The following is a 19,051-nucleotide window of genomic DNA, read 5'->3' on the forward strand; positions in this document are numbered from 1 at the left end:
GGATTGCGGAGTTCAGGCCGATGCCAACACAGAAAACTGGACCCTCGGGCCGGATGTGAAATCCGGTCCGATGGTCTAGGCGGAAAGGATTTCCTCTGGGATCAAAATCCCTTCGGCGCGGGCCTTCGCACGCAGATTCAAGCGCCTCGTCCCCGGCAGGCGCGTGCCTGGCTGGTCCTCGATCGCGTGGGCCAACAGCTTCATGCGTTCGGCGAACCAATTGCCGCCCATACTGGCCGGATCGATCACGAGGATGAGTTGGCCGGTATCGGGTGGACCGCCCTTGTCGTCGATGAAGGAGGAGGCCTGGAAGGCGAAATGCGTGCCGACCAGCGCCGCGGCGAGGATCTCTACCATCATCGCCAAGGTCGCGCCCTTGGCGTCGCCGAGTGGCACCATGGTGCCGGCAATCGCGGCGGCCGGGTCGGTCGTCGACTTGCCATGCGCATCGAGCGCCCAGCCTTCAGGGATGGGCTCGCCCTTCTGCCTGGCGGCGACGATCGGCCCGCGCGCGACCTTGCTCAGCGCCATATCGATGACGACCGGCTCGCGCCCGGCGAGCGGTGCAGCAAAGGCAATGGGATTGGTGCCGAAGACCGGCTTCGAGCCGCCCCAGGGAGCCATCGCGCCCGGCGTATTGGCAAAGAGCAACGCGACGAGCCCCTGCTCGGCGAGGCGCTCGACATGCAGTCCCGCAGCACCGCAATGGTTTGAGCGCCTGATCGGCGCCGCGACGACGCCCTGGGCGCGTGCGAGTTCGGGCAGTTCGCTGACCGCAAGATCGATCGCGGGATAGGCAAAGCCATGGGCGGCATCGATGGCGAGCACGCCGGGCTTCGGTCGCCGCGCGATCGGCACGGCCTGGCCATCGATCTTTCCCGATTTCAGCATGGCGAGATAAGTCGGCACGCGCGAAAGGCCGTGGCCCTTCAAGCCGTCGGCCTCGGCCATCACCAACGCCCAGGCAACGGAGGCGGCATTGGCCGCCGAAGTCCCCGCTGCGGCGAACAGCGCCGCAATTCTGGCTTCGGCCTCCTCCAGAGAAAGCCGGGTCATGTCCGCCCCTCCAGCGCGGCGATGACCCGCTCCGCGACGAGGCCGGAAACGCGTCCGTTCGATTCGACGGTATTGCCGGCGATATGCGGCGTCAGGATCAGGTTCGGCGTGCCGGCGAAGAGCTTGGCACCGCCGCGCAGCGGCTCCTCCTCGAAGACGTCGAGCGCCGCACCGGCGAGCCTGCCGCTCTTCAGGGCCTCGACCAGCGCGGCCTCGTCCATGACTCCGCCGCGCGAGGCGTTGATCAGAATCGCGTCCGGCTTCATGCGCGCGAAGGATGCGCTTCCGATCAACCCCTTGGTCTCCGATGTCAGCGGCAGATGCAGGCTGATCACATCCGATGTCTCAAGCAGGGCATCGAGTTCCAGCCGCTCGACATTGCTCCAGACCGGATCATCGGCTGGAACATAGGGGTCGTAGGCCGCGATGCTCATCCCGAGCAAGCGGGCATGCGCCGCGGCATCGCGCGCGATGGCGCCGAAGCCGACGAGCCCCATGCGCTTGCCGGCGATCTCGCGGCCGATCAGCTTTGTCTTCGGAAATTCGCCAGCCAGCATGGCTGCATTGGCGAAATAGGCGCCGCGCAACAGGGTCATCGCCGTGCCGATGACATATTCGACGACAGAGAGACTGTTCGCCCCGGTCGCCGGGAAAACCTTGATGCCGCGGCCGGCGCAGGCTTCCATGTCGATATTGTCGAGGCCGACGCCAAGCCGGCCGATGACCTTCAGATTCTTCGCGCCTGCCAGCAACGCCCCTCTCACTTGCGTCTGGTTGCGGACGATGAGGGCCGGGATGTCGGCGACCAGCCGGGCGAGTTCGTCCGGCTTGCCGAAGAGTTCAGGGTCGTGATGGACCGCGTAGCGGGCGCTGAGGCTTGCGACCGCCGCCTCATCCATGAATTCGGTGATGACGATATCGGTCATGACTCTCCCGCCTTGTGTGGCTGCTCAACCCAATGCTGTCAGGCCGCCGAGGACGAGCCCGAGAATGACGAGACTGGTCCCGGTGACGACGACAAGATGCCGCCAGCCCAGCCGCACCATCGAGCCGATCGAGGTGCCGAGCCCGAGCGCGGCGATGGCGATCAGAAGCCCCCAGCGCGAGGCTTCCAGCAAGGCCGCGCGCACCGGCTCATAGAACCCGGCCAGCGCCGGCTGCGTCGCAAACGCGCTGTTCACCAGGCATAGCGCCAGGAAGACGAAGGCGAAAACCGGGACCGGCACCTTGGCATCGCTGGGATGGCCGCCTTCGCGCGCCATCCACCAACCGACGAGCAGCACAGCCGGCAGCAGCAGGAAGACGCGGAACAGCTTGACGATGACGGCAGCATTGGCCGCATCGTCGGAAACAGACTGGCCGGCGCCGACGACCTGCGCGACGTCGTGGATCGAGGCTCCCAGCATGACGCCGGTCTGGGTCGGGCTCAGGCCGAGCCAGACGCAGATCAGCGGGTAGGCCAGCATCGCGATCGTCGCGAGCGCATTCATGGCGATGACCGTGAAGGCGACATCGGCGGCCTTGCCGCGATAATCCGGAAGCACGCTCGCCGTCGCCAGCGCCGCAGAGGCGCCGCAAACCGCTGTCGCAACCCCGGCCAGCGCGCCAAAACCGTGTTCGCGCCCGAGCAGGCGCGCCAGCCAGAAGCCCGAGATGACCGTCACGATCATCGAGAACACGACCAGCAAGGCGGTCGACAGGCCGAGCGCAATGATGTCGCCAAGCGCGATGCGCAGGCCAAGCAGCGCGATGGCCCAGCGCAGCATCTTCTTGACGCAGAACACCATGCCGGCCTGGAACCGGACGGTATTCGCCAGCGGATGCAAGGCCATGCCGATCAGCAGGGCGATGACAACGGCGGGGATGCCGATCTTGCCGCCAAGCCAGCTCTTCAGGACCGGCTCAGCCAGGACCGACGCAATGGCGACTGCGGTCGAAAGCACGATCCCGTCGAGAAGCGGGCGCCAGGCACTCAGCGGGGAGGATGAGGCGACGGACAAGAACTCTGCTCCGGCTGGCTCTGCCGGTCTTCGGCAGGTGGAGGGCGGGCGGCATGGCGCCCGCCCGCCGGTTTAGTGTCCGGTCAGGCCGAGCGATAGAGCTTGGTCATCGAAAACTCGCGATGCCCCAAGGCTTCGGCCGCCGTCATACGCCCATTGGCGGTGCGCACGATATTCTGGATGAGCGCATCGCCGGCCTGCGAAATCGTCAGATCGCGGCGCAGAATGCCGGAGACGTCGACATCGATATGCTCCGGCATGGTGCGCATTGTCTTGGGATTGCCGGTGATCTTGATGACCGGGACGATCGGATTGCCAATGACGTTGCCCTGCCCTGTCGGGAACGTGTGCACGACATAGCCGCCGGCCGCCATCAGGGTCACGCATTCGGCGGCAGCCGAGGAAGTGTCCATGTAGTAGAGGCCGGGGCCCTTGGTCGGCGCTTCCGCCGGCTCGAGGATGTCGATGAACTTGCACTCCCGGCCGATCTTCTCGAGATTGCCGAGCGCCTTTTCCTCGATCGTGGTCAGGCCGCCGGCGATATTGCCCTTGGTCGGCTGGCTGTCCGAGAGGTCGTCGGTCTTGTGGGCCTCGATCACGTCGTCCTGATAGGCCTTCCACATCTTGTACCAGCGCTCGCCGACCTCCGGCGTCGCGGCGCGGGCCTTGCAGAGATGCTCCGCACCGGTGATCTCGGAGGTCTCGCCGAAGACGCCATAGACGCCGCGCGGGATCCATTTGTCGTACATGTTGCCGACGGTCGGGCAGGAGGAGAGCCCGGTCGTGGTGTCGGATTCACCGCATTTGGTCGAGACCCAGAGCTCCTCGATGCCGCATTTCTCGCGCTGCAGTTCGGTCGCCCATTGCATGAATTCCTTGGCGACATAGGACGCCTTGGCGATCGTGGCGATGTCGCCATGGCCCTCGATGCCGAAGCCGACGACCGGCTTGCCCGTCTTGGCGATGCCGTCGACGACGCGCTTGGTCCAGCCATCCTCGATGCCAATGACGATGACGGCGGCGACATTGGGATTGGAGCCCGTGCCGATCAGGGTGCGGAAATGGATCTCGAGATCCTCGCCGAACTGCAGGCGGCCATAGGCATGCGGGATCGCGAGCGTGCCCTTGATATTGTTGGCGACAGCCTCGCAGGCGGCATTGGAGAGGTCGTCGAGCGGCAGCAGCAGGACGTGGTTGCGGACGCCGACGCGGCCATTCTCCCGGCGCCAGCCATGGAACGAATCGAGGCTGCGGCCGGTCGGGCGCTTCACCATCGGCACCTTGAACTCGGGCGCCTCGATCTTGCGGCCCTTGATGCGTCCGAGCTTGCCCTTCACGAGATCGAAATTGGCGACGATCGACATGGCGTTTCCTTCGTTTTCTTGACGGGCTCGACCCTGGCGGGAGCCCCGGAACAGGTCAGGCGGCGAACGTGCCGATCACCAGCGCTTGGTCTTGGCGTTGTGCACGTGGAGATGTTCTCCCTTGCCGATATCGGCGACGGCCTTGCCGATGTCCTGGCCGTATTTCCAGATCGTGTCGCCCTTCTTGATGTCCTTGAGCGCGACCTTGTGGCCGATCGGGATGTCCATCTTCGCGGCCAGGCGAAAATCCGAATTGTCGTGGGTGACGACGCAGAGCATGTCCGTCCCGGCCTTCAGGCCCTCGACGACGACGACACCGACGGTGTCCTTCTGCTCATGCACCAGGAGATGGGGCTTGCTCATGTAACGCCTCCTTCAAGCTTGCGAAGGTTCGCTCTGGCCCGTGCGAAAATCGGGCTCGACCTGCGCTTGGCTAAGTCTTATATAAGACACATGAGTGTGCACAAGCTCGAAAATGCAGAGCGGCGCGGCGCGGTCGACACGGCTGAGCCGCTGGGCTTCCGGCCGCTCTATCGCCAGGTGAAGGCGATCCTCGTTCGCCGGCTCGTCGATGGCGTCTGGGCGCCGGGCGAAGGTCTGCCGAGCGAAGGGCAACTCGCTGCCGAGATCGGCGTCAGCCAGGGCACGGTGCGCAAGGCGCTGGACGAACTCGCTGCCGAAAATCTCGTCGTTCGCCGGCAGGGGCGCGGCACCTTCGTGGCCGAACACGACGAGCGACGCATCCTGTTCCAGTTCTTCAAGCTGGTGCCCGACCATGGCGAGCGGCGCTTTCCCGACAGTGCCGTGCTGAGCATCGCAACCGGACCGGCAGACGCAGCCGAGCAAGCTGCGCTGGAACTCGACGACAAGGCCGCGGTCATTCGCATCCGCCGGATGCGCTCGCTCGACGCGGCGCCGCTGATCGTCGAGACGCTGACCCTGCCGCAACATCTGTTCCCGGGGCTGGAACACGGCCCGGTCCCGAACAATCTCTACAGCCTGTTTGCGGCGCGCTACGGCGTGACGATCGCGAATGCGCGGGAGAAGCTGAAGGCCGTCGCCCTGTCCCCGGGGGATGCAGCTGCGCTCGGTGTCGAAGCCGGCCGGCCCGCTTTGCAGATCGACCGCGTGGCTCTGGCGCTCGACGGCATGCCCGTCGAACGACGCCTCAGCCTCTGTCTGACCGAGGAGGCTCATTACCTTTCCGACCTGCGCTGAGGCGCGGGCGGCATACCCGTTCCATACCAAGCCGCCGGAGAGCGGTTCGTCACGACCGGAGGAAATGAATGATTGCCAAGACGACGAGACGCCTCGCACTCGCGGGGTTGCTGGCGCTAGGACTTGCCTCGCCCGCGGCGGCGCAGGGATTTCCAACCAAGCCACTGACATTGATCGTGCCCTTCGCGGCAGGCGGGCCGAGCGACGTGATCGCGCGGTTGCTTGCCGACCATATGGGCCGCACGCTCGGCCAGCAGGTGGTGGTCGAGAACATCGCCGGTGCCGGCGGCACGGCCGGCGCCAAGCGCCTCGCCGCATCCGATGCCGACGGCCACACCCTGCTGATCCACCATCTCGCGCTCGCGGCTGCGCCTTCGCTCTACAACAATCTCGGATACGACACGCAGACCGCCTTCGCTCCCGTCGGGCTGGTGAATACCGGGCCCATGGTGGTGGCCGGCAAGCTCGCATTGCCGCCGGTGGACGCCAAGGCGTTTTTCCCCTTCGCCAAGCTGCAGGCCGACAAGCTGACCATCGCCCATGCCGGGATCGGCTCGAACGCCCATCTCTGCGCGGTCCTGCTCTCGCAGGCGCTCGGCGCGAAGTTCACACAGGTTGCCTATCGCGGCACGGGCCCCGCGATGAACGATCTCGTCGCCGGGCAGGTCGACGTGCTCTGCGACCAGTCGACCACCGCGGTGCCGCAGGTCCAGGGCGACAAGGTCCGCGCCTATGCGGTGACCTCGACCGAGCGCCTCGGCGTGCTGCCGAACACGCCGACCGCACGCGAGGCCGGCACCGATCTGGAGATGACGATCTGGCACGGGCTCTACGCGCCGAAGGCAACACCAGTAGCGGCGCTGGACAAGCTGAACGGCGCGCTGAAGGCCGCTCTCAAGGACCCCGTCGTCCTGGAGCGCTTCAAATCGGTCGGCACCAGCGCCTTTCCGGAAGCTGAATGGAGCCGCGACGCCCATGCCAAGCGCTTTGGCAGCGAAATCAGCAAATGGGCGGCCTCGCTCAAGGCCGCCGGCGTGACCCCGCAGAACGTCAACTAGCCCGCCATCCCCCACGCGCCGCTCGCCAGTGCGGACGGTGCGTGCTACCCGGCCCTGATGTCAGCCAATCTGGTTCCGCTTGAAACCTTCCTGAACCTGCCCGATCACGCGCGGCTGCTCGGCCTCGACCTCGGCACCAAGACGATCGGCCTCGCGCTGTCCGATGTGGAGCGCCAGATCGCCACGCCGCTGGAGACGATCAAGCGGGTCAAGTTCGGGCTCGACGCAGCTGCCCTCCTGAAGGTCGCCGCGAAGTTCGAAGTCGGAGGCCTGATCATCGGCCTGCCGCTCAACATGGATGGCACGGAAGGACCGCGCGTCCAGTCGACACGGGCCTTCGTCCGCAATCTCGCCCCCCTCACCGCCTTGCCGATCGCATTCTGGGACGAGCGCATGTCGACGCTGGCCGTGACCCGGACCTTGCTCTCGGCGGACGCCTCCAGAGCCAAGCGCGCCGAGGTCGTCGACAAGATGGCTGCGGCCTACATCCTGCAGGGCGCCCTCGATCGCCTGATGCGCATGGAGCCCCCGGACACCGAAGAAGCCTGACATGCGAACGCCGCCACGGTTTCCCGCGGCGGCGGCTTCATCGCGACATTGCCGGGCGGCCGGTTACGGAATGACGTAACCGCGCTTGATCGCCTTCTTCTGCGCCTCTCGGTGGTTCTTAATGGCGCGCTTCTGATCCTCGAGGCTCATGCCTGCCATGGGATTGTTGTTGCGCTGGCCGCGATCATAGCCGCCGCCATCATAGGAGCCGCGGCGGTCGTCGTAGCGTGGGCCGCGCCGGTCGTCATAGCGTGGGCCGCGATCGTAGCCGCGGTCATACCCGCGATCAGGGCCACGCCCGTAACGCGGGCCGGGCTCATAATACGGATCGCGGTTACCGCCGCCATAGTACTGCGCCGAGGCGGGAGCCCCCCAAAGCACTGCCGAAGCTGCAAGTCCAAGGCCGACCAGCAGGGCCTTGCCGTAAACGCTCATTTCGTCCTCCATGACCGTGCGCAGGGCCGGTCCGCCTCGAAATTCAGATCGCGATGCGGCGATCAGTTGCCACCGCGTGCCGGATCGGTGGTTCCGTTACGGGAACCACCATAGGGGCCACGCCCTGAATAATAGTTACCGGGACCGTAATACCCGCCATGGTAGCGCGGGCGCTGATAGACAACCACTGGCTCTTCGTAGACATAGGCGGGCTGGTAGCCGTATCCGACGTAGGCGTAGCCATCATCGTAATAGTAGGTCCCGGAATAGGCCGGCCGGTTGGCTGCGATGGCAGCCGCGCCGAGAAGACCAACGCCAACGGCGCCTGCGATCGCAGCGTTACGATTGCAGCAGCCCCAGCCCCGACCACGATAGTAGCTGTATCCGGCGCCGGCCTTCTCGAGGCGGCTTGCGTCGACGCCGACACGGGGCTCGCTGGCCGCCGCCGGCAGGACGAATCCAGCCGCCGAGACTGAGCCGGCGGCCAAAGCCACGATGGCGGATTTCCTGAGAGAAGACACTGTCATATCTCCTGCGATTCACTCGCCTGAACCTGGATCTCATGATCAGGCATCATGATTGAATGCGGCCTGAACCAATCACGGCGGGATTGCGGCGGATGCAACTCGGACTGCGCGGGACGCGCGCTTGTTCGGGGCCGGCTGTCGTGAGAGGGGTTACGAAACGCCTCCGATGACAGTTCCCCCTCCATCAACGTCAGCTTTGGCAGATTGTTCCGGCGCTCGGATTCGCGCGGCCGGTGCCAAAGATCGTCGCAGCCAGGTCCCGATATGAATCCGATCATCAACAGCCTGGTGGCGATCTTCCTGGTGCTCGCGACCGGCTGGGCCCTGAAGGCTCGCGGTTTCGTCTCCCCCAACCACTGGGCCGGGGTCGAACGGCTGACCTATCAGGTGCTGTTCCCGGCCGTCGTCATTCACACCCTGGCCGTCGCGGATCTGAGCCAGTTGCCGGTGCTGGCGATGGGGCTGACCCTGGTCACTGCGATCCTCGGCGTATCGACCGTCCTCCTGATCGTTCGCCCCCTGCTTTCTCGTGTCGGGATCAACGGCCCGGCCTTCACTTCGGTCCTGCAGGGTTCGGTGCGCTGGAACACCTTCGTCGCGCTGGCCCTGGCGGCCGGGCTGCACGGCCGCGAGGGCGCAACGCTGATGGCGATCGCGGTGGCTTCGATGATCCCGCTGCTCAACGTCCTCTGCGTCCTCGTATTGGCGCGCTTTGCCGTTGGGCGCCCGATGAGCGCGGCGGAGACGGCGCGCTCGATCGCGGTGAATCCCTTCATCTGGTCGTCTGCCGTCGGACTTCTGCTCAATCAGATGCAATGGATGCTGCCCGCGGCCCTCACGACCTATGTCGATATCCTTGGCCGGGCGGCGCTGGGTGTCGGGTTGCTCGTCGTCGGCGCCGGACTCGAGATTCATCGCTTGAGGCAGCCGCGATTCGCACATGGCCTTGCCATCGGCCTCAAGCTCGTCGTGATGCCGCTCGTCGCCTGGATGCTGGCGCGACAGTTCGGCGTCACCGGCACCGCATTGACGATCACGGTGGTCGCGGCTGCGGTGCCGACGGCTACCGCGGCCTATTTCCTCGCGCGTGACATGGGTGGCGACGCCCCGTTGATGGCTGAGATCACCACGATGCAGACCCTTCTGGCGCTCGTGACATTGCCGGTGGCGGTCCTGCTGCTGGGCTGATTCCAGGCGTGTGGCAGGCCTAAATGCGTATGCACGCAGAAATTGAAATCGTCATTCCCTTAGGTCATTCTGCGGCCTGAGATCGCGTCGCTGCACGACCGCAGCGCCGCATCGATCAAGGGCAAGCCACCATGACTGCGCGAGGGCTGAAGCCAAGCCGCAAGACCAGAAATCCTCCCCCTACCCCGTTCGAGGCAGCTTCGTTCTGGACCACTCCCTTCAACCAGGAGAGCTTCGCCGCGCAGCAACTCGGGGTTGCCGAGTACATCGAGAGCATCTGTGTGGAATTGCGCATGTTGGCCCGGGCGGCCAAGCTCGAAACACTGGTCTACTTCCTCGACATGGCCCGGATCGAGGCGACGATCCAGATCGAGAATCACGGGACGCTCGGCAAGCCATCCGACTGAGGATGTTCTCCGACCGAGGAAGCCCTCCGACTGACGGCCGATTCCGCGAGATTTGATGACCGGGCGGGCCGTCCCGAGGCACTCAGGGCATGACGCGCGAAAGCGCGCCGCCGGGATGGCGCAGAATCGCACCGTCGAGTTCCAGCTCGATCAGCAGCCGGCCGACATCGCGGGCGGACTGGCCGCTGGCCCGGATCAGGTCGTCCAAGGAAACGGGAGCCGCTCCGAGCAGGGCCAGGACGCGCGCGCGGATCTCTTCGCTTCCCCCTTCTCCTTCCGCTTCGCCTGCCGCTTCCGGCGGTAGTACGAGATCGGAGCCGGCGACGGCAGGGGGCGGAACGGTCCTCGGCGCCGGGGAGATTTCCGGCAGATCGAGTTCGTCCCAGAGATACTCTGATTCCGGGTCATAGCCCTCGCGTGCCTGTGCGAGACCTGTCGGCAGGGCGCCGCCATGGCCCAGCAACGGCGCGAGCGCCTCGATGACATGCGCAGCCTCCGCGCATAGGGTCGCGCCTTCACGGATCAGGTGATTGCCACCCTCGGCGCGCGGATCAAGCGGCGAGCCCGGTACGGCAAAGACCTGGCGTCCCTGTTCATTGGCGAAGCGGGCGGTGATCAACGACCCAGATTTGCGCGCTGCCTCGACTACGACAGTGCCGAGCGCGAGCCCGGAAACAAGGCGGTTGCGCCGCGGAAAGTCGCGTCCACGCGGGGCCCACCCCATCGGCATTTCGCTGATCGCCGCTCCCGACATGATCAGTCGCTCGAACAATTGAGCGTTCTGGGGCGGATAGATCTCGTCGAGCCCGCCTGCGAGCACGGCGACGGTACCGGTGCCCAGGCTCGCGCCGTGGGCGGCGGTATCGATGCCGCGCGCCAACCCCGACACCACCACGAAACCGGCCTCTCCGAGATCCTGCGCCAGCCTGGCGGTGAATTTCAGGCCGGCCGCCGAGGCGTTGCGCGAGCCCACCAGCGCGACGCAGGGGCGCAGAAGCACCTCGCCGCGACCAAGCACGAGCAGGAGCGGCGGCGCGGAATCGATCGCCTGCAGTGGCCGCGGATAGTCAGGCTCTCCCAGGGCGATCAACCGGCCGCCGCGTCGGCGCAGCGCCTCGATCTCGCGCTCCGCTTCGGCAGTCGAGCAGATCTTGATGCTGCGACCGGTGCTCCGCGCCAGTTCCGGCAAGGCATCGAGCGCGGCTGCGGCACCGCCATACCGATTCATCAGGGCGCGAAAGGTGCGTGGGCCGATACTCTCGCTGCGGATCAGCCGGAGCCAGTCGAGACGCTGGCGATCGGTGAGTGCGATGCCAGCCACCTGATCAGCCCTTCTGGCCGATCTTGCCCTCGCTGCGGTCCAGCAGCCTTGCAATGTTCTCGCGATGCATGAACCAGAGCAGCACCGTCAGGACGGCCATCAGGACGGCCATGCGCGGCTCGTTCGCCCAGAACCAGAGCAGCAGTGGGGTCAGCAGGCTGGCGAGCAGCGCAGCAAGCGACGAATAGCGGCTGAGATAGGCGACGCTGAGCCAAATCGCCGCGAAGGTCACCGCGATCGGCCATTTCAACCCGATCAGAATGCCGAGATAGGTGGCGACGCCCTTGCCGCCCTTGAAGCGCAGCCAGACGGGGAAGAGATGCCCGAGGAAGGCACCGAGCCCGGCGAGGAGCGCGGCATCCTGGCCGCCGATCAGATAGAGCCCGACGAGCACGGCCGCCGTGCCCTTGAGCATGTCTCCCATCAGGGTCAGTGCCGCCAGCTTCTTGTTGCCGGTGCGCAAGACATTGGTGGCGCCGATATTGCCCGAGCCGATGCTGCGAAGATCAGGTCCGCCGCTGAGGCGTGTCAACACGACGCCGAAAGGGATCGAGCCCAGCAGATAACCGATGGCCACGGCAGCCAGAGCCGCCGAGCCGGACAGGCCCAAACTCATCATCTCAGGCATTGCGCCCCCGCTTCCCCAGGCCATCGCCGCAAGAGCTTAGACTGCGTCAGCCTCGTAGACCACTCGTCCGGCAACGAAGGTTGTGCGTACCAACCCGTCGAGCCGAGCCTCGTCGAAGGGCGAATTCTTGGCCCGCGATTTCAGCTTGCGCTTGTCGACGACATAGGGCGCGTCGGGATCGAGCAGGATCAGATCGGCCGGAGCCCCGACGGAGAGGCGCCCGCACGACAATCCAAGCAGAGCGGCCGGGCGCGTCGAAAGCGCCGCCAGCAGCGTCGGCAGATCGGTCTGCCCGGCATGGACCATGCGCAGCGCCGCCGACAGCATGGTTTCGATGCCGAGCGCGCCATTGGCGGCCTCGGCAAAGGGCTGGCGCTTGGTCTCGACATCCTGCGGGTCATGGTCGGAGACGACGACATCGATCACGCCCTCGGCCAGCGCGGCCACCATGGCGAGCCGCTCGTCCTCATGGCGTAGTGGTGGCGAGACCTTGCAGAAGGTGCGGTAGTCGCCGACATCGTTCTCGTTCAGCGTCAGATTGTTGATCGAGATGCCGCACGTGATCCGCACGCCGTCGGCCTTGGCCCGGCGCACGAGTTCGACGGATTCTGCACAGGAGATCATCGCGGCGTGGTAGCGTGCTCCGGTCGCCCGAGCGAGGCGGATGTCCCGCTCCAGCATGACGGTCTCGGCCTCGTTCGGAATGCCCGGCAGGCCCTTGCGGCTGGCGAACTCACCCTCGTTCATCACGCCGGCGCCACGCAGGTCCGGATCCTCGAGATGGTTCATCAGCAGCGCGTCGAAATCGCGGCCGTAGATCATGGCGCGGCGCATGACCTGCGGATTGCGCACGGCCCGGGAGCCATCGGTGAAGGCGACTGCGCCGGCTTCGAGAAGCAGGCCGAATTCCGTGATCTCCCTGCCTTCGATCCCCTTGGTCAGGGCGGCAGCCGGCAGCACGTTGACGACCGCCTTGTCGCGGGCACGGCGCTTGATGAAATCGATAATGGCGGGATCGTCGATCGGCGGATCGGTATCCGGCCTGCAGACGACCGTGGTGACCCCTCCGGCTGCAGCAGCCTGCGAGCCCGTGCCAAGCGTTTCGCGAAACTCCGCTCCCGGCTCACCGAGAAAGGCGCGCAGATCGACCAGCCCCGGCGCGACGATCAGACCGCCGGCATCGACCCGCTGCACGCCCTCGCCCGTTGCCGGAGCGGCGCCCCAGGCGATCTCCGCAATCGCACCATCGCGCAGCAGAAGCGCACCCGGCCCCTGCCGGCCCGATGCAGGATCGACCAGTTGGGCGTTGACGATCGCAAGCTCGCGCATTTCGGACATGATCTCGCTCGGTCTCGCCTTCAGTGTTGTGTTCCAGCCGGCCGGGGAATGGCTCGGCCGCGCTCAGCCATTGGGCAGATGCTGGGCCAGCGCATCCAGAACCGCCATCCGGACGGCGACCCCCATCTCGACCTGCTCGCGAATCAAGGACTGAGCGCCGTCAGCGACTTCCGAGGAAATCTCGACGCCGCGATTCATCGGGCCGGGATGCATCACGAGCGCGTCAGGGCTGGCCAGCGCGAGCTTGTCGCGGTCAAGGCCGAAATAGCGGAAATACTCCTTCGGCGACGGCACGAAGGCGCCGTGCATGCGCTCGAGCTGGAGGCGCAGCATCATCACGATATCAGCCCCTTCCAGTCCCTTCTTCATGTCGGTGAAGACGGAGACGCCCATACGCTCGATGCCAACCGGAAGCAGGGTCGAGGGGGCGATCAGGCGGACCTTTGCGCCAAGCGCATTGAGCAGGATGATGTTGGAGCGCGCGACCCGCGAATGCACGATGTCGCCGCAGATCGCGACGGTCAGCCCGGCGATCCGGCCCTTGTTGCGGCGGATCGTCAGCGCATCGAGCAGGGCCTGGGTCGGGTGCTCATGCGCGCCGTCGCCGGCATTGACTACTGAGCAGTCGACCTTGCGGGCGAGCAGGTTGACCGCACCGGCTGCGTGATGGCGCACCACCAGAATATCGGGCCGCATCGCGTTCAGCGTTGCGGCCGTGTCGATCAGCGTCTCGCCCTTCTTCACCGAAGAGGATGCTACCGACATGTTCATCACGTCGGCGCCGAGGCGCTTGCCGGCAAGCTCGAAGGAAGCCTGCGTGCGTGTCGAGGGCTCGAAGAAGAGATTGATCTGGGTGCGGCCGCGCAGGGTCGCCGTCTTCTTCTCGACCTGTCGCGAAAGCGCGACATAGTCTTCGGCGCGATCGAGGAGAGCCTCGATATCCAGATGCGACAGGCCCTCGATGCCGAGGAGGTGGCGGTGCGGATAGGTCGGGGCTGGCGATGTCATTTGAAGGTGGTTGTTTAGGCACAGACTCAAGACGGCGCAAGCGGCGAGATGGCCATTGTCCAGCGCTTCGTCCAAGGTCGGGCCGGAGCGCCCGCGCGGGGACCGGCCGGAAAGCTACAGTTGATCGCCGCACCACTGTTGCATTCGCGCAGCAATCCCTATTTGACAGCGCTGTCGTGCTGAACCACTTTCGCGCGCAATTCCGAACCTGACCCCGGGCGCCCAGCGCCAAGCCAGGCCGGACCGGCACGATGCGTGCTGGCCCTGCCCCTTTGTCATGAGACTTTAGCTGCCATGAAGCTCCTCGTCGTCGAGTCGCCGGCCAAGGCCAAGACGATCAACAAGTACCTGGGCTCCGATTACGAGGTCATCGCCTCGTTCGGGCATATTCGCGACTTGCCCGCGAAGGACGGCTCGGTTGATCCCGAAGACGACTTCAAGATGCTCTGGGAAATCGAGGGGCGCGGCGCCAAGCAGGTCGCGGAGATCGCCAAGGCGGCCAAGGGTGCCGAGAAGATCATTCTCGCAACCGACCCGGATCGCGAGGGCGAGGCGATTTCCTGGCACGTGCTGGAGGCGCTGAACCAGAAGCGCGCCATCAAGGGGATTCCGGTCGAGCGCGTCACCTTCAACGCCGTGACCAAGGATGCGGTGCAGAAGGCCCTCGCCAACCCGCGCCAGATCGATCAGGCCTTGGTCGACGCCTATCTGGCGCGTCGCGCGCTGGATTATCTCGTCGGCTTCACCCTGTCTCCGGTGCTCTGGCGCAAGCTGCCCGGTGCCCGCTCGGCCGGGCGCGTCCAGTCGGTGGCCCTGCGCCTCGTCTGCGAGCGCGAACGCGAAATCGAAGCCTTCAGGGCCCGGGAGTACTGGTCGCTGGTCGCGACGCTCGCGACCGATACCGGCGCGACCTTCGACGCCCGCCTGGTCGGCGCCGACGGCAAGAAGATCACCCGGCTCGACATCGGCACCGGGGCGGAAGCCGAAGCTTTCAAGGCGGCGCTGGAGACTGCCCTCTTCAACGTGGCGCAGGTCGAGGCCAAGCCGGTCAAGCGCCACCCCTACCCGCCTTTCCAGACCTCGACGCTGCAGCAGGAAGCCTCGCGTAAGCTCGGCATGGCACCTGCCCGCACCATGCAGGTGGCGCAGCGGCTCTATGAAGGCGTCGACATCGGGGGCGAGACCGTCGGTCTCATCACCTATATGCGAACTGATGGCGTCGACATGGACGGCAGCGCCATCACGGCCGCCCGTAGCGTCATCGGCAAGGAGTTCGGTGCGGCCTATGTGCCGAGCGCGCCCCGCAAATACACGGTCAAGGCGAAGAACGCGCAGGAAGCCCACGAGGCCATCCGCCCGACCGATCTCGCCCGGCTGCCGGCGATGGTCGTGCGCCATCTCGAACCCGAACAGGCAAAGCTCTACGAGCTGATCTGGAAGCGCACCATCGCGAGCCAGATGGAATCGGCCTCGCTGGAGCGCACGACGGTGGACGTCGCCGCCAAGGTCGGCTCGCGCCATCTGGAACTGCGTGCCACCGGCCAGGTCGTGCTCTTCGACGGCTTCCTGACGCTCTATCAGGAGAGCCGCGACGACGAAGAGGATGAGGACAGCAAGAAGCTGCCGCCGATGAAGGCAGGTGACGGGCTGGAAAAGCGCGCCATCGCCGCCGATCAGCACTTCACCGAGCCGCCGCCGCGCTTCTCCGAGGCGAGCCTGGTCAAGCGGATGGAAGAGCTCGGCATCGGCCGACCCTCGACCTATGCCGCGACGCTGGCCACGCTGCGCGACCGCGAATATGTCCGCATCGAGAAGAAGCGGCTGGTGCCCGAGGACAAGGGCATGCTGGTCACGGCTTTTCTCGAGAGCTTCTTCGGACGCTATGTCGAGTTCGATTTCACGGCGAGTCTGGAAGAGAAGCTCGACCGTGTCTCCAATGCCGAGATCGACTGGAAGGCGCTGCTGCGCGAGTTCTGGGAGGAGTTTACCCAGGCCATCGCCGGCACCAAGGACCTGCGCGTCACCGAGGTGCTGGAAGCGCTGAACGGCGTGCTGGGAGAGCACATCTTCCCGGCGCGCGGCGATGGCGGCGATCCGCGTACCTGCCCGACCTGCGGCACCGGCCAGCTCTCGCTGAAGCTTGGCAAGTTCGGCGCGTTCGTCGGCTGCTCGAACTACCCGGAATGCCGCTATACCCGGCCGCTGACCGTTCCGGCCAATGACGGCGAGGCCACGGCCGAGGGTGGCCAGGGCGCGCCTGGCGTGCGGGTCCTTGGCAAGGATCCGGTCACGGAACAGGACGTGACGCTGCGCGACGGTCGGTTCGGCCCCTATGTCCAGCTCGGCGAGGGCGAGAAGCCGAAGCGCCAGAGCCTGCCCAAGGGCATGAGCGCGGCTGCCGTCGATCTCGACAAGGCGCTGGCACTGCTGGCACTGCCCAAAGAGGTCGCGAAGCATCCGGAAAGCGGCGAGCCGATCCTGGTCGGCATCGGTCGCTACGGCCCCTATGTCCAGCACGGCAAGACCTACGCCAATATCGACAAGGACGACGATGTCCTCGCGCTCGGTGGCAACCGCGCCATCGACCTTATCGTCGCCAAGGAAAGCGGTGCGGGTGGAGGACGGTTCGGCCGTGGAGCGGCGGTGCCCGGACGTGAACTCGGCGAGCATCCTGCTGGCGGCAAGCTCGTCGTGCGCGCCGGCAAATACGGCCCCTATGTCAACTGGGGCAAGGTCAACGCGACACTGCCCAAGGCGATGACGCAGGAGAGCCTTACGCTCGAACAGGCGGTCGAGCTCGTCAACGCCAAGGCCGAAGCCGGCGGCGCGAAGGGCGGAGCCAAGGCAGCCGCCAAGACGAAGCGTCCAAGCGCAGCGAAGGCGCCCGCCAAAGCGCCAGCAAAGAAGGCTGCTGGCAAGACGGCGGCGAAGGCTGCGCCGAAGTCGAAGGCCAAGACCAAGGCCGACGCCGAGGGCTGACCCTCGGCGTTCCCTGGCAAAGCAGCTCTCCGCTTCAACCTCCTGGAGAGAGGCTGGACAAGCTCATCGCGGCGAGGCTTCGGCGCGGCTCAATCATCGCGCCCTATGGGCATGCTGCCATAGGGCCAGGGCTGTTCCTTGATGCCGATAGGCTTCCTCTGCCCCAGGTGAAGCGGCCAGCCTGGGGCGGCACAATGCGGGGGCCGATTGCAATCGTTGCACAGTGGGGGAAACGCGGCCCTCGGACGCGGGCCGCGAAGGCCTGCCTACATGCTGGCTACGACGACCAGGCGTTTGACCTCACCCCTGAGATAGGCCTGCAGGAACTTGTCATAGTCCCTGAACGAGACGCATCCGTTCGAATCGCCCCTTGGTCCGAGGAGGTAGGTATGCGCCAACAGGCCGGCGCGGCCGTGGATGGCGCCGCTGCCACCGACCGGGTGGAGCCGGATGGCCCGCACGCCGTGGAAAAGAGCCTCGCGCTCCTTCAGGTCGTAGACATGCGGCGGCGTGACACCCTGCATCCTCACATGCGCGAAGCGTGGGTCGTCCAACTTGTCGCCGAGGCCGGAATGCGCCTCGAGCCGGTCGCCATTCGGCATGTACACCATGCGCGCCGAGATATCGTAGATGGCCGTCGCCTGGGCCGAGACGCCCGACGAACTCGGCAAGGTCGGGCTTAGTCTTCTGCCACGGCTCCTGTCGACGACGTCGTCCTCCGGCGCCGCATAGGCGAGAGCCGGCCCGGACGAGCGCTGCACCCCAAAGATCTTCTCGAAGAACGAGCGGTTATCCGCTGCCGTCGGTGCGGGCGGGACGGCTGCTGTCCGTGTCCGCCGGGTGGTCTGGCGCTCGGCTACGCGCGGTGCCTCCGGATCGGCGGGAAGGCGAAGCTCGGACGGGCGCGGCACCGGGAGCGGCGTCATCTGAACGAGCTTGGGCGCGTCCTGCGGCTGCGGCACCGGCGCAACGATCTCCGGTTCGATGGCCGGAGCCGGCGGCTCGACGGGGTCGGCAGGGGGCGCCGCAGCGGATAGGAAGCCGGCGGCCAGGGGAGAGTGCTCGCCAAGGGGGAGAGGAGCCGGCCCCAGCGAATAGCCGGGATCAAGGAGCGGATCGTAGCGTCCGCTGGAAGCGACCATGACCGGTTCCAGCATGGGGGCAAGCTCACGCACGGCAGAGACGATCGGCTGACCGCCCTTTTGTGCCCAGAAGCCCGCTGCGGCGCTCAGACCCAGGGTCGCGACGACGAAGGCAATTCGGGAGAAACGGATCCTGTGCCGGCGATTGCGCGCACGAGGGGCGAGGCCAGCAGTCGGACCGGACGAAAAACTCATGCGTCGTACTCTCGGGATACTCTGGTACTCTTCCCGCCTCCGACGCGCGCCAACACCCATCCCACTCACGCAGACTCATCACGATGAGCCGCAAGCGGGCCGGCTTGCTGTCCCGATCTTCAGTGCTGGGAAACCCTAACTGTGTTCGATCTGATTAAGCTCGCGCTTGGTTAATCATGAATGAAGCTGAATGATGTTTTCCAAAGTGCGACCCTTTGGCGCGTCCGACACTCCGTCCCCTCGGCAAGCACTGCGGCAGGCCCCGTATCTAACGACGGTGAGGGAAGCTGTGGCGTTGCGCGACCCGCTCCGCTCAAGCTGAGTTTCACGAGGCGTTAACCCTGCCCCGATACCCATTCAGCAGCACCGTCCCTTCCAAAATAGTAGCCGTAACTGTCGATGCGTAAGTTGAAACTCTATCCGCAACGTGTCGACGGAAACGACGATCATTGCTCGACATCCATGCCCGGCAGCTCCGATGAGAGGGCCGCAAGGCCCATCCCTCACGGTCTGCGCGCTCAGCTGCCCGTTTCTCCGGTCATCACTCCCGTGCACCGGGCGCCAGACCCTGACGCGGCGCCCAGTCGTGTCCGCTACACAAGGACGCCGGACCATCTCCTGCGGAAGGTGTGGGGTGG

The 19,051-nt window shown here is 65.9% G+C and carries 18 protein-coding genes; 6 read left to right on the top strand and 12 right to left on the bottom strand.

Going from position 1 to position 19,051, the window contains the following annotated elements; all coding sequences use genetic code 11:
* Positions 1 to 75 precede the first annotated feature (75 nt).
* The 5 genes from BIWAKO_RS24835 to BIWAKO_RS24855 all read right to left on the bottom strand — a co-directional run bounded on the left by BIWAKO_RS24835 (position 76) and on the right by BIWAKO_RS24855 (position 4,783).
* Positions 76 to 1,056 (bottom strand): Ldh family oxidoreductase, encoded by a 981-nt coding sequence (locus BIWAKO_RS24835; RefSeq protein WP_069880933.1) that lies wholly within the window; start codon positions 1,054 to 1,056, stop codon positions 76 to 78.
* Positions 1,053 to 1,982, bottom strand: coding sequence for a hydroxyacid dehydrogenase (locus BIWAKO_RS24840; protein ID WP_069880934.1), 930 nt, complete (start codon positions 1,980 to 1,982; stop codon positions 1,053 to 1,055). Before BIWAKO_RS24840 ends, BIWAKO_RS24835 begins: the two co-directional genes overlap by 4 nt.
* Before the next feature lie 24 nt (positions 1,983 to 2,006).
* Positions 2,007 to 3,056 carry a YeiH family protein gene (locus BIWAKO_RS24845; protein ID WP_069880935.1) on the bottom strand — a complete coding sequence of 350 codons (1,050 nt, stop codon included), beginning with the start codon at positions 3,054 to 3,056 and terminating at the stop codon, positions 2,007 to 2,009.
* 83 nt (positions 3,057 to 3,139) lie between these two features.
* Positions 3,140 to 4,330 carry a UxaA family hydrolase gene (locus BIWAKO_RS24850; protein ID WP_069882757.1) on the bottom strand — a complete coding sequence of 397 codons (1,191 nt, stop codon included), beginning with the start codon at positions 4,328 to 4,330 and terminating at the stop codon, positions 3,140 to 3,142.
* A 165-nt stretch (positions 4,331 to 4,495) separates the two neighbouring features.
* Positions 4,496 to 4,783 carry a UxaA family hydrolase gene (locus tag BIWAKO_RS24855; protein WP_043234293.1) on the bottom strand — a complete coding sequence of 96 codons (288 nt, stop codon included), beginning with the start codon at positions 4,781 to 4,783 and terminating at the stop codon, positions 4,496 to 4,498.
* A 90-nt stretch (positions 4,784 to 4,873) separates the two neighbouring features.
* Between BIWAKO_RS24855 and BIWAKO_RS24860 the strand changes: the two genes are divergently transcribed.
* The 3 genes from BIWAKO_RS24860 to ruvX all read left to right on the top strand — a co-directional run bounded on the left by BIWAKO_RS24860 (position 4,874) and on the right by ruvX (position 7,245).
* The gene (locus BIWAKO_RS24860; protein WP_084651785.1) at positions 4,874 to 5,638 is read left to right on the top strand and encodes a GntR family transcriptional regulator; all 765 of its coding nucleotides are present in this window, start codon (positions 4,874 to 4,876) and stop codon (positions 5,636 to 5,638) included.
* A gap of 68 nt (positions 5,639 to 5,706) precedes the next feature.
* Positions 5,707 to 6,696 (top strand): tripartite tricarboxylate transporter substrate-binding protein, encoded by a 990-nt coding sequence (locus tag BIWAKO_RS24865; protein WP_069880936.1) that lies wholly within the window; start codon positions 5,707 to 5,709, stop codon positions 6,694 to 6,696.
* A 57-nt stretch (positions 6,697 to 6,753) separates the two neighbouring features.
* The gene (gene ruvX, locus BIWAKO_RS24870; protein ID WP_069880937.1) at positions 6,754 to 7,245 is read left to right on the top strand and encodes a Holliday junction resolvase RuvX; all 492 of its coding nucleotides are present in this window, start codon (positions 6,754 to 6,756) and stop codon (positions 7,243 to 7,245) included.
* A gap of 63 nt (positions 7,246 to 7,308) precedes the next feature.
* Here ruvX and BIWAKO_RS24875 read toward each other — a convergent pair whose 3' ends face one another.
* Together BIWAKO_RS24875 and BIWAKO_RS24880 are read right to left on the bottom strand one after the other, a co-directional pair.
* Positions 7,309 to 7,680, bottom strand: a complete 372-nt coding sequence (locus tag BIWAKO_RS24875; RefSeq protein ID WP_141740219.1) for a hypothetical protein — start codon at positions 7,678 to 7,680, stop codon at positions 7,309 to 7,311.
* A 62-nt stretch (positions 7,681 to 7,742) separates the two neighbouring features.
* Positions 7,743 to 8,201: a hypothetical protein gene (locus BIWAKO_RS24880; protein WP_141740220.1), complete on the bottom strand. Its 459-nt coding sequence runs from the start codon at positions 8,199 to 8,201 to the stop codon at positions 7,743 to 7,745.
* A gap of 270 nt (positions 8,202 to 8,471) precedes the next feature.
* Here BIWAKO_RS24880 and BIWAKO_RS24885 point away from each other — a divergent pair, with 270 nt between their 5' ends.
* Both BIWAKO_RS24885 and BIWAKO_RS24890 read left to right on the top strand, forming a co-directional pair.
* Complete coding sequence (locus BIWAKO_RS24885; RefSeq protein WP_069880940.1) at positions 8,472 to 9,395, top strand: AEC family transporter; 924 nt, start codon at positions 8,472 to 8,474, stop codon at positions 9,393 to 9,395.
* 131 nt (positions 9,396 to 9,526) lie between these two features.
* Positions 9,527 to 9,802 carry a hypothetical protein gene (locus BIWAKO_RS24890; protein WP_069880941.1) on the top strand — a complete coding sequence of 92 codons (276 nt, stop codon included), beginning with the start codon at positions 9,527 to 9,529 and terminating at the stop codon, positions 9,800 to 9,802.
* A gap of 82 nt (positions 9,803 to 9,884) precedes the next feature.
* Here the strand turns inward: BIWAKO_RS24890 and dprA are convergent, their stop codons facing one another.
* The 4 genes from dprA to BIWAKO_RS24910 form a co-directional block, all read right to left on the bottom strand.
* Complete coding sequence (gene dprA / locus BIWAKO_RS24895; protein WP_069882759.1) at positions 9,885 to 11,114, bottom strand: DNA-processing protein DprA; 1,230 nt, start codon at positions 11,112 to 11,114, stop codon at positions 9,885 to 9,887.
* 13 nt (positions 11,115 to 11,127) lie between these two features.
* A complete protein-coding gene (gene plsY, locus BIWAKO_RS24900; protein WP_371332061.1) occupies positions 11,128 to 11,751 on the bottom strand; it encodes a glycerol-3-phosphate 1-O-acyltransferase PlsY in 624 nt (207 codons plus the stop codon).
* Positions 11,752 to 11,787: 36 nt separating this feature from the next.
* The gene (pyrC, locus tag BIWAKO_RS24905; RefSeq protein WP_069880942.1) at positions 11,788 to 13,080 is read right to left on the bottom strand and encodes a dihydroorotase; all 1,293 of its coding nucleotides are present in this window, start codon (positions 13,078 to 13,080) and stop codon (positions 11,788 to 11,790) included.
* Between the two features lie 72 nt (positions 13,081 to 13,152).
* Positions 13,153 to 14,097, bottom strand: a complete 945-nt coding sequence (locus tag BIWAKO_RS24910; RefSeq protein WP_069880943.1) for an aspartate carbamoyltransferase catalytic subunit — start codon at positions 14,095 to 14,097, stop codon at positions 13,153 to 13,155.
* Positions 14,098 to 14,391: 294 nt separating this feature from the next.
* Here BIWAKO_RS24910 and topA point away from each other — a divergent pair, with 294 nt between their 5' ends.
* Entirely contained in the window at positions 14,392 to 17,076 is a 2,685-nt protein-coding gene (gene topA, locus BIWAKO_RS24915) for a type I DNA topoisomerase (RefSeq protein ID WP_069880944.1), read from the top strand.
* 266 nt (positions 17,077 to 17,342) lie between these two features.
* On the opposite strand, the gene BIWAKO_RS24920 is transcribed toward topA, so the two are convergent.
* Entirely contained in the window at positions 17,343 to 18,413 is a 1,071-nt protein-coding gene (locus BIWAKO_RS24920) for a DUF2778 domain-containing protein (RefSeq protein WP_074471614.1), read from the bottom strand.
* Positions 18,414 to 19,051 lie beyond the last annotated feature (638 nt).

It is taken from the genome of Bosea sp. BIWAKO-01, from assembly GCF_001748145.1.
Lineage (GTDB): Bacteria > Pseudomonadota > Alphaproteobacteria > Rhizobiales > Beijerinckiaceae > Allobosea.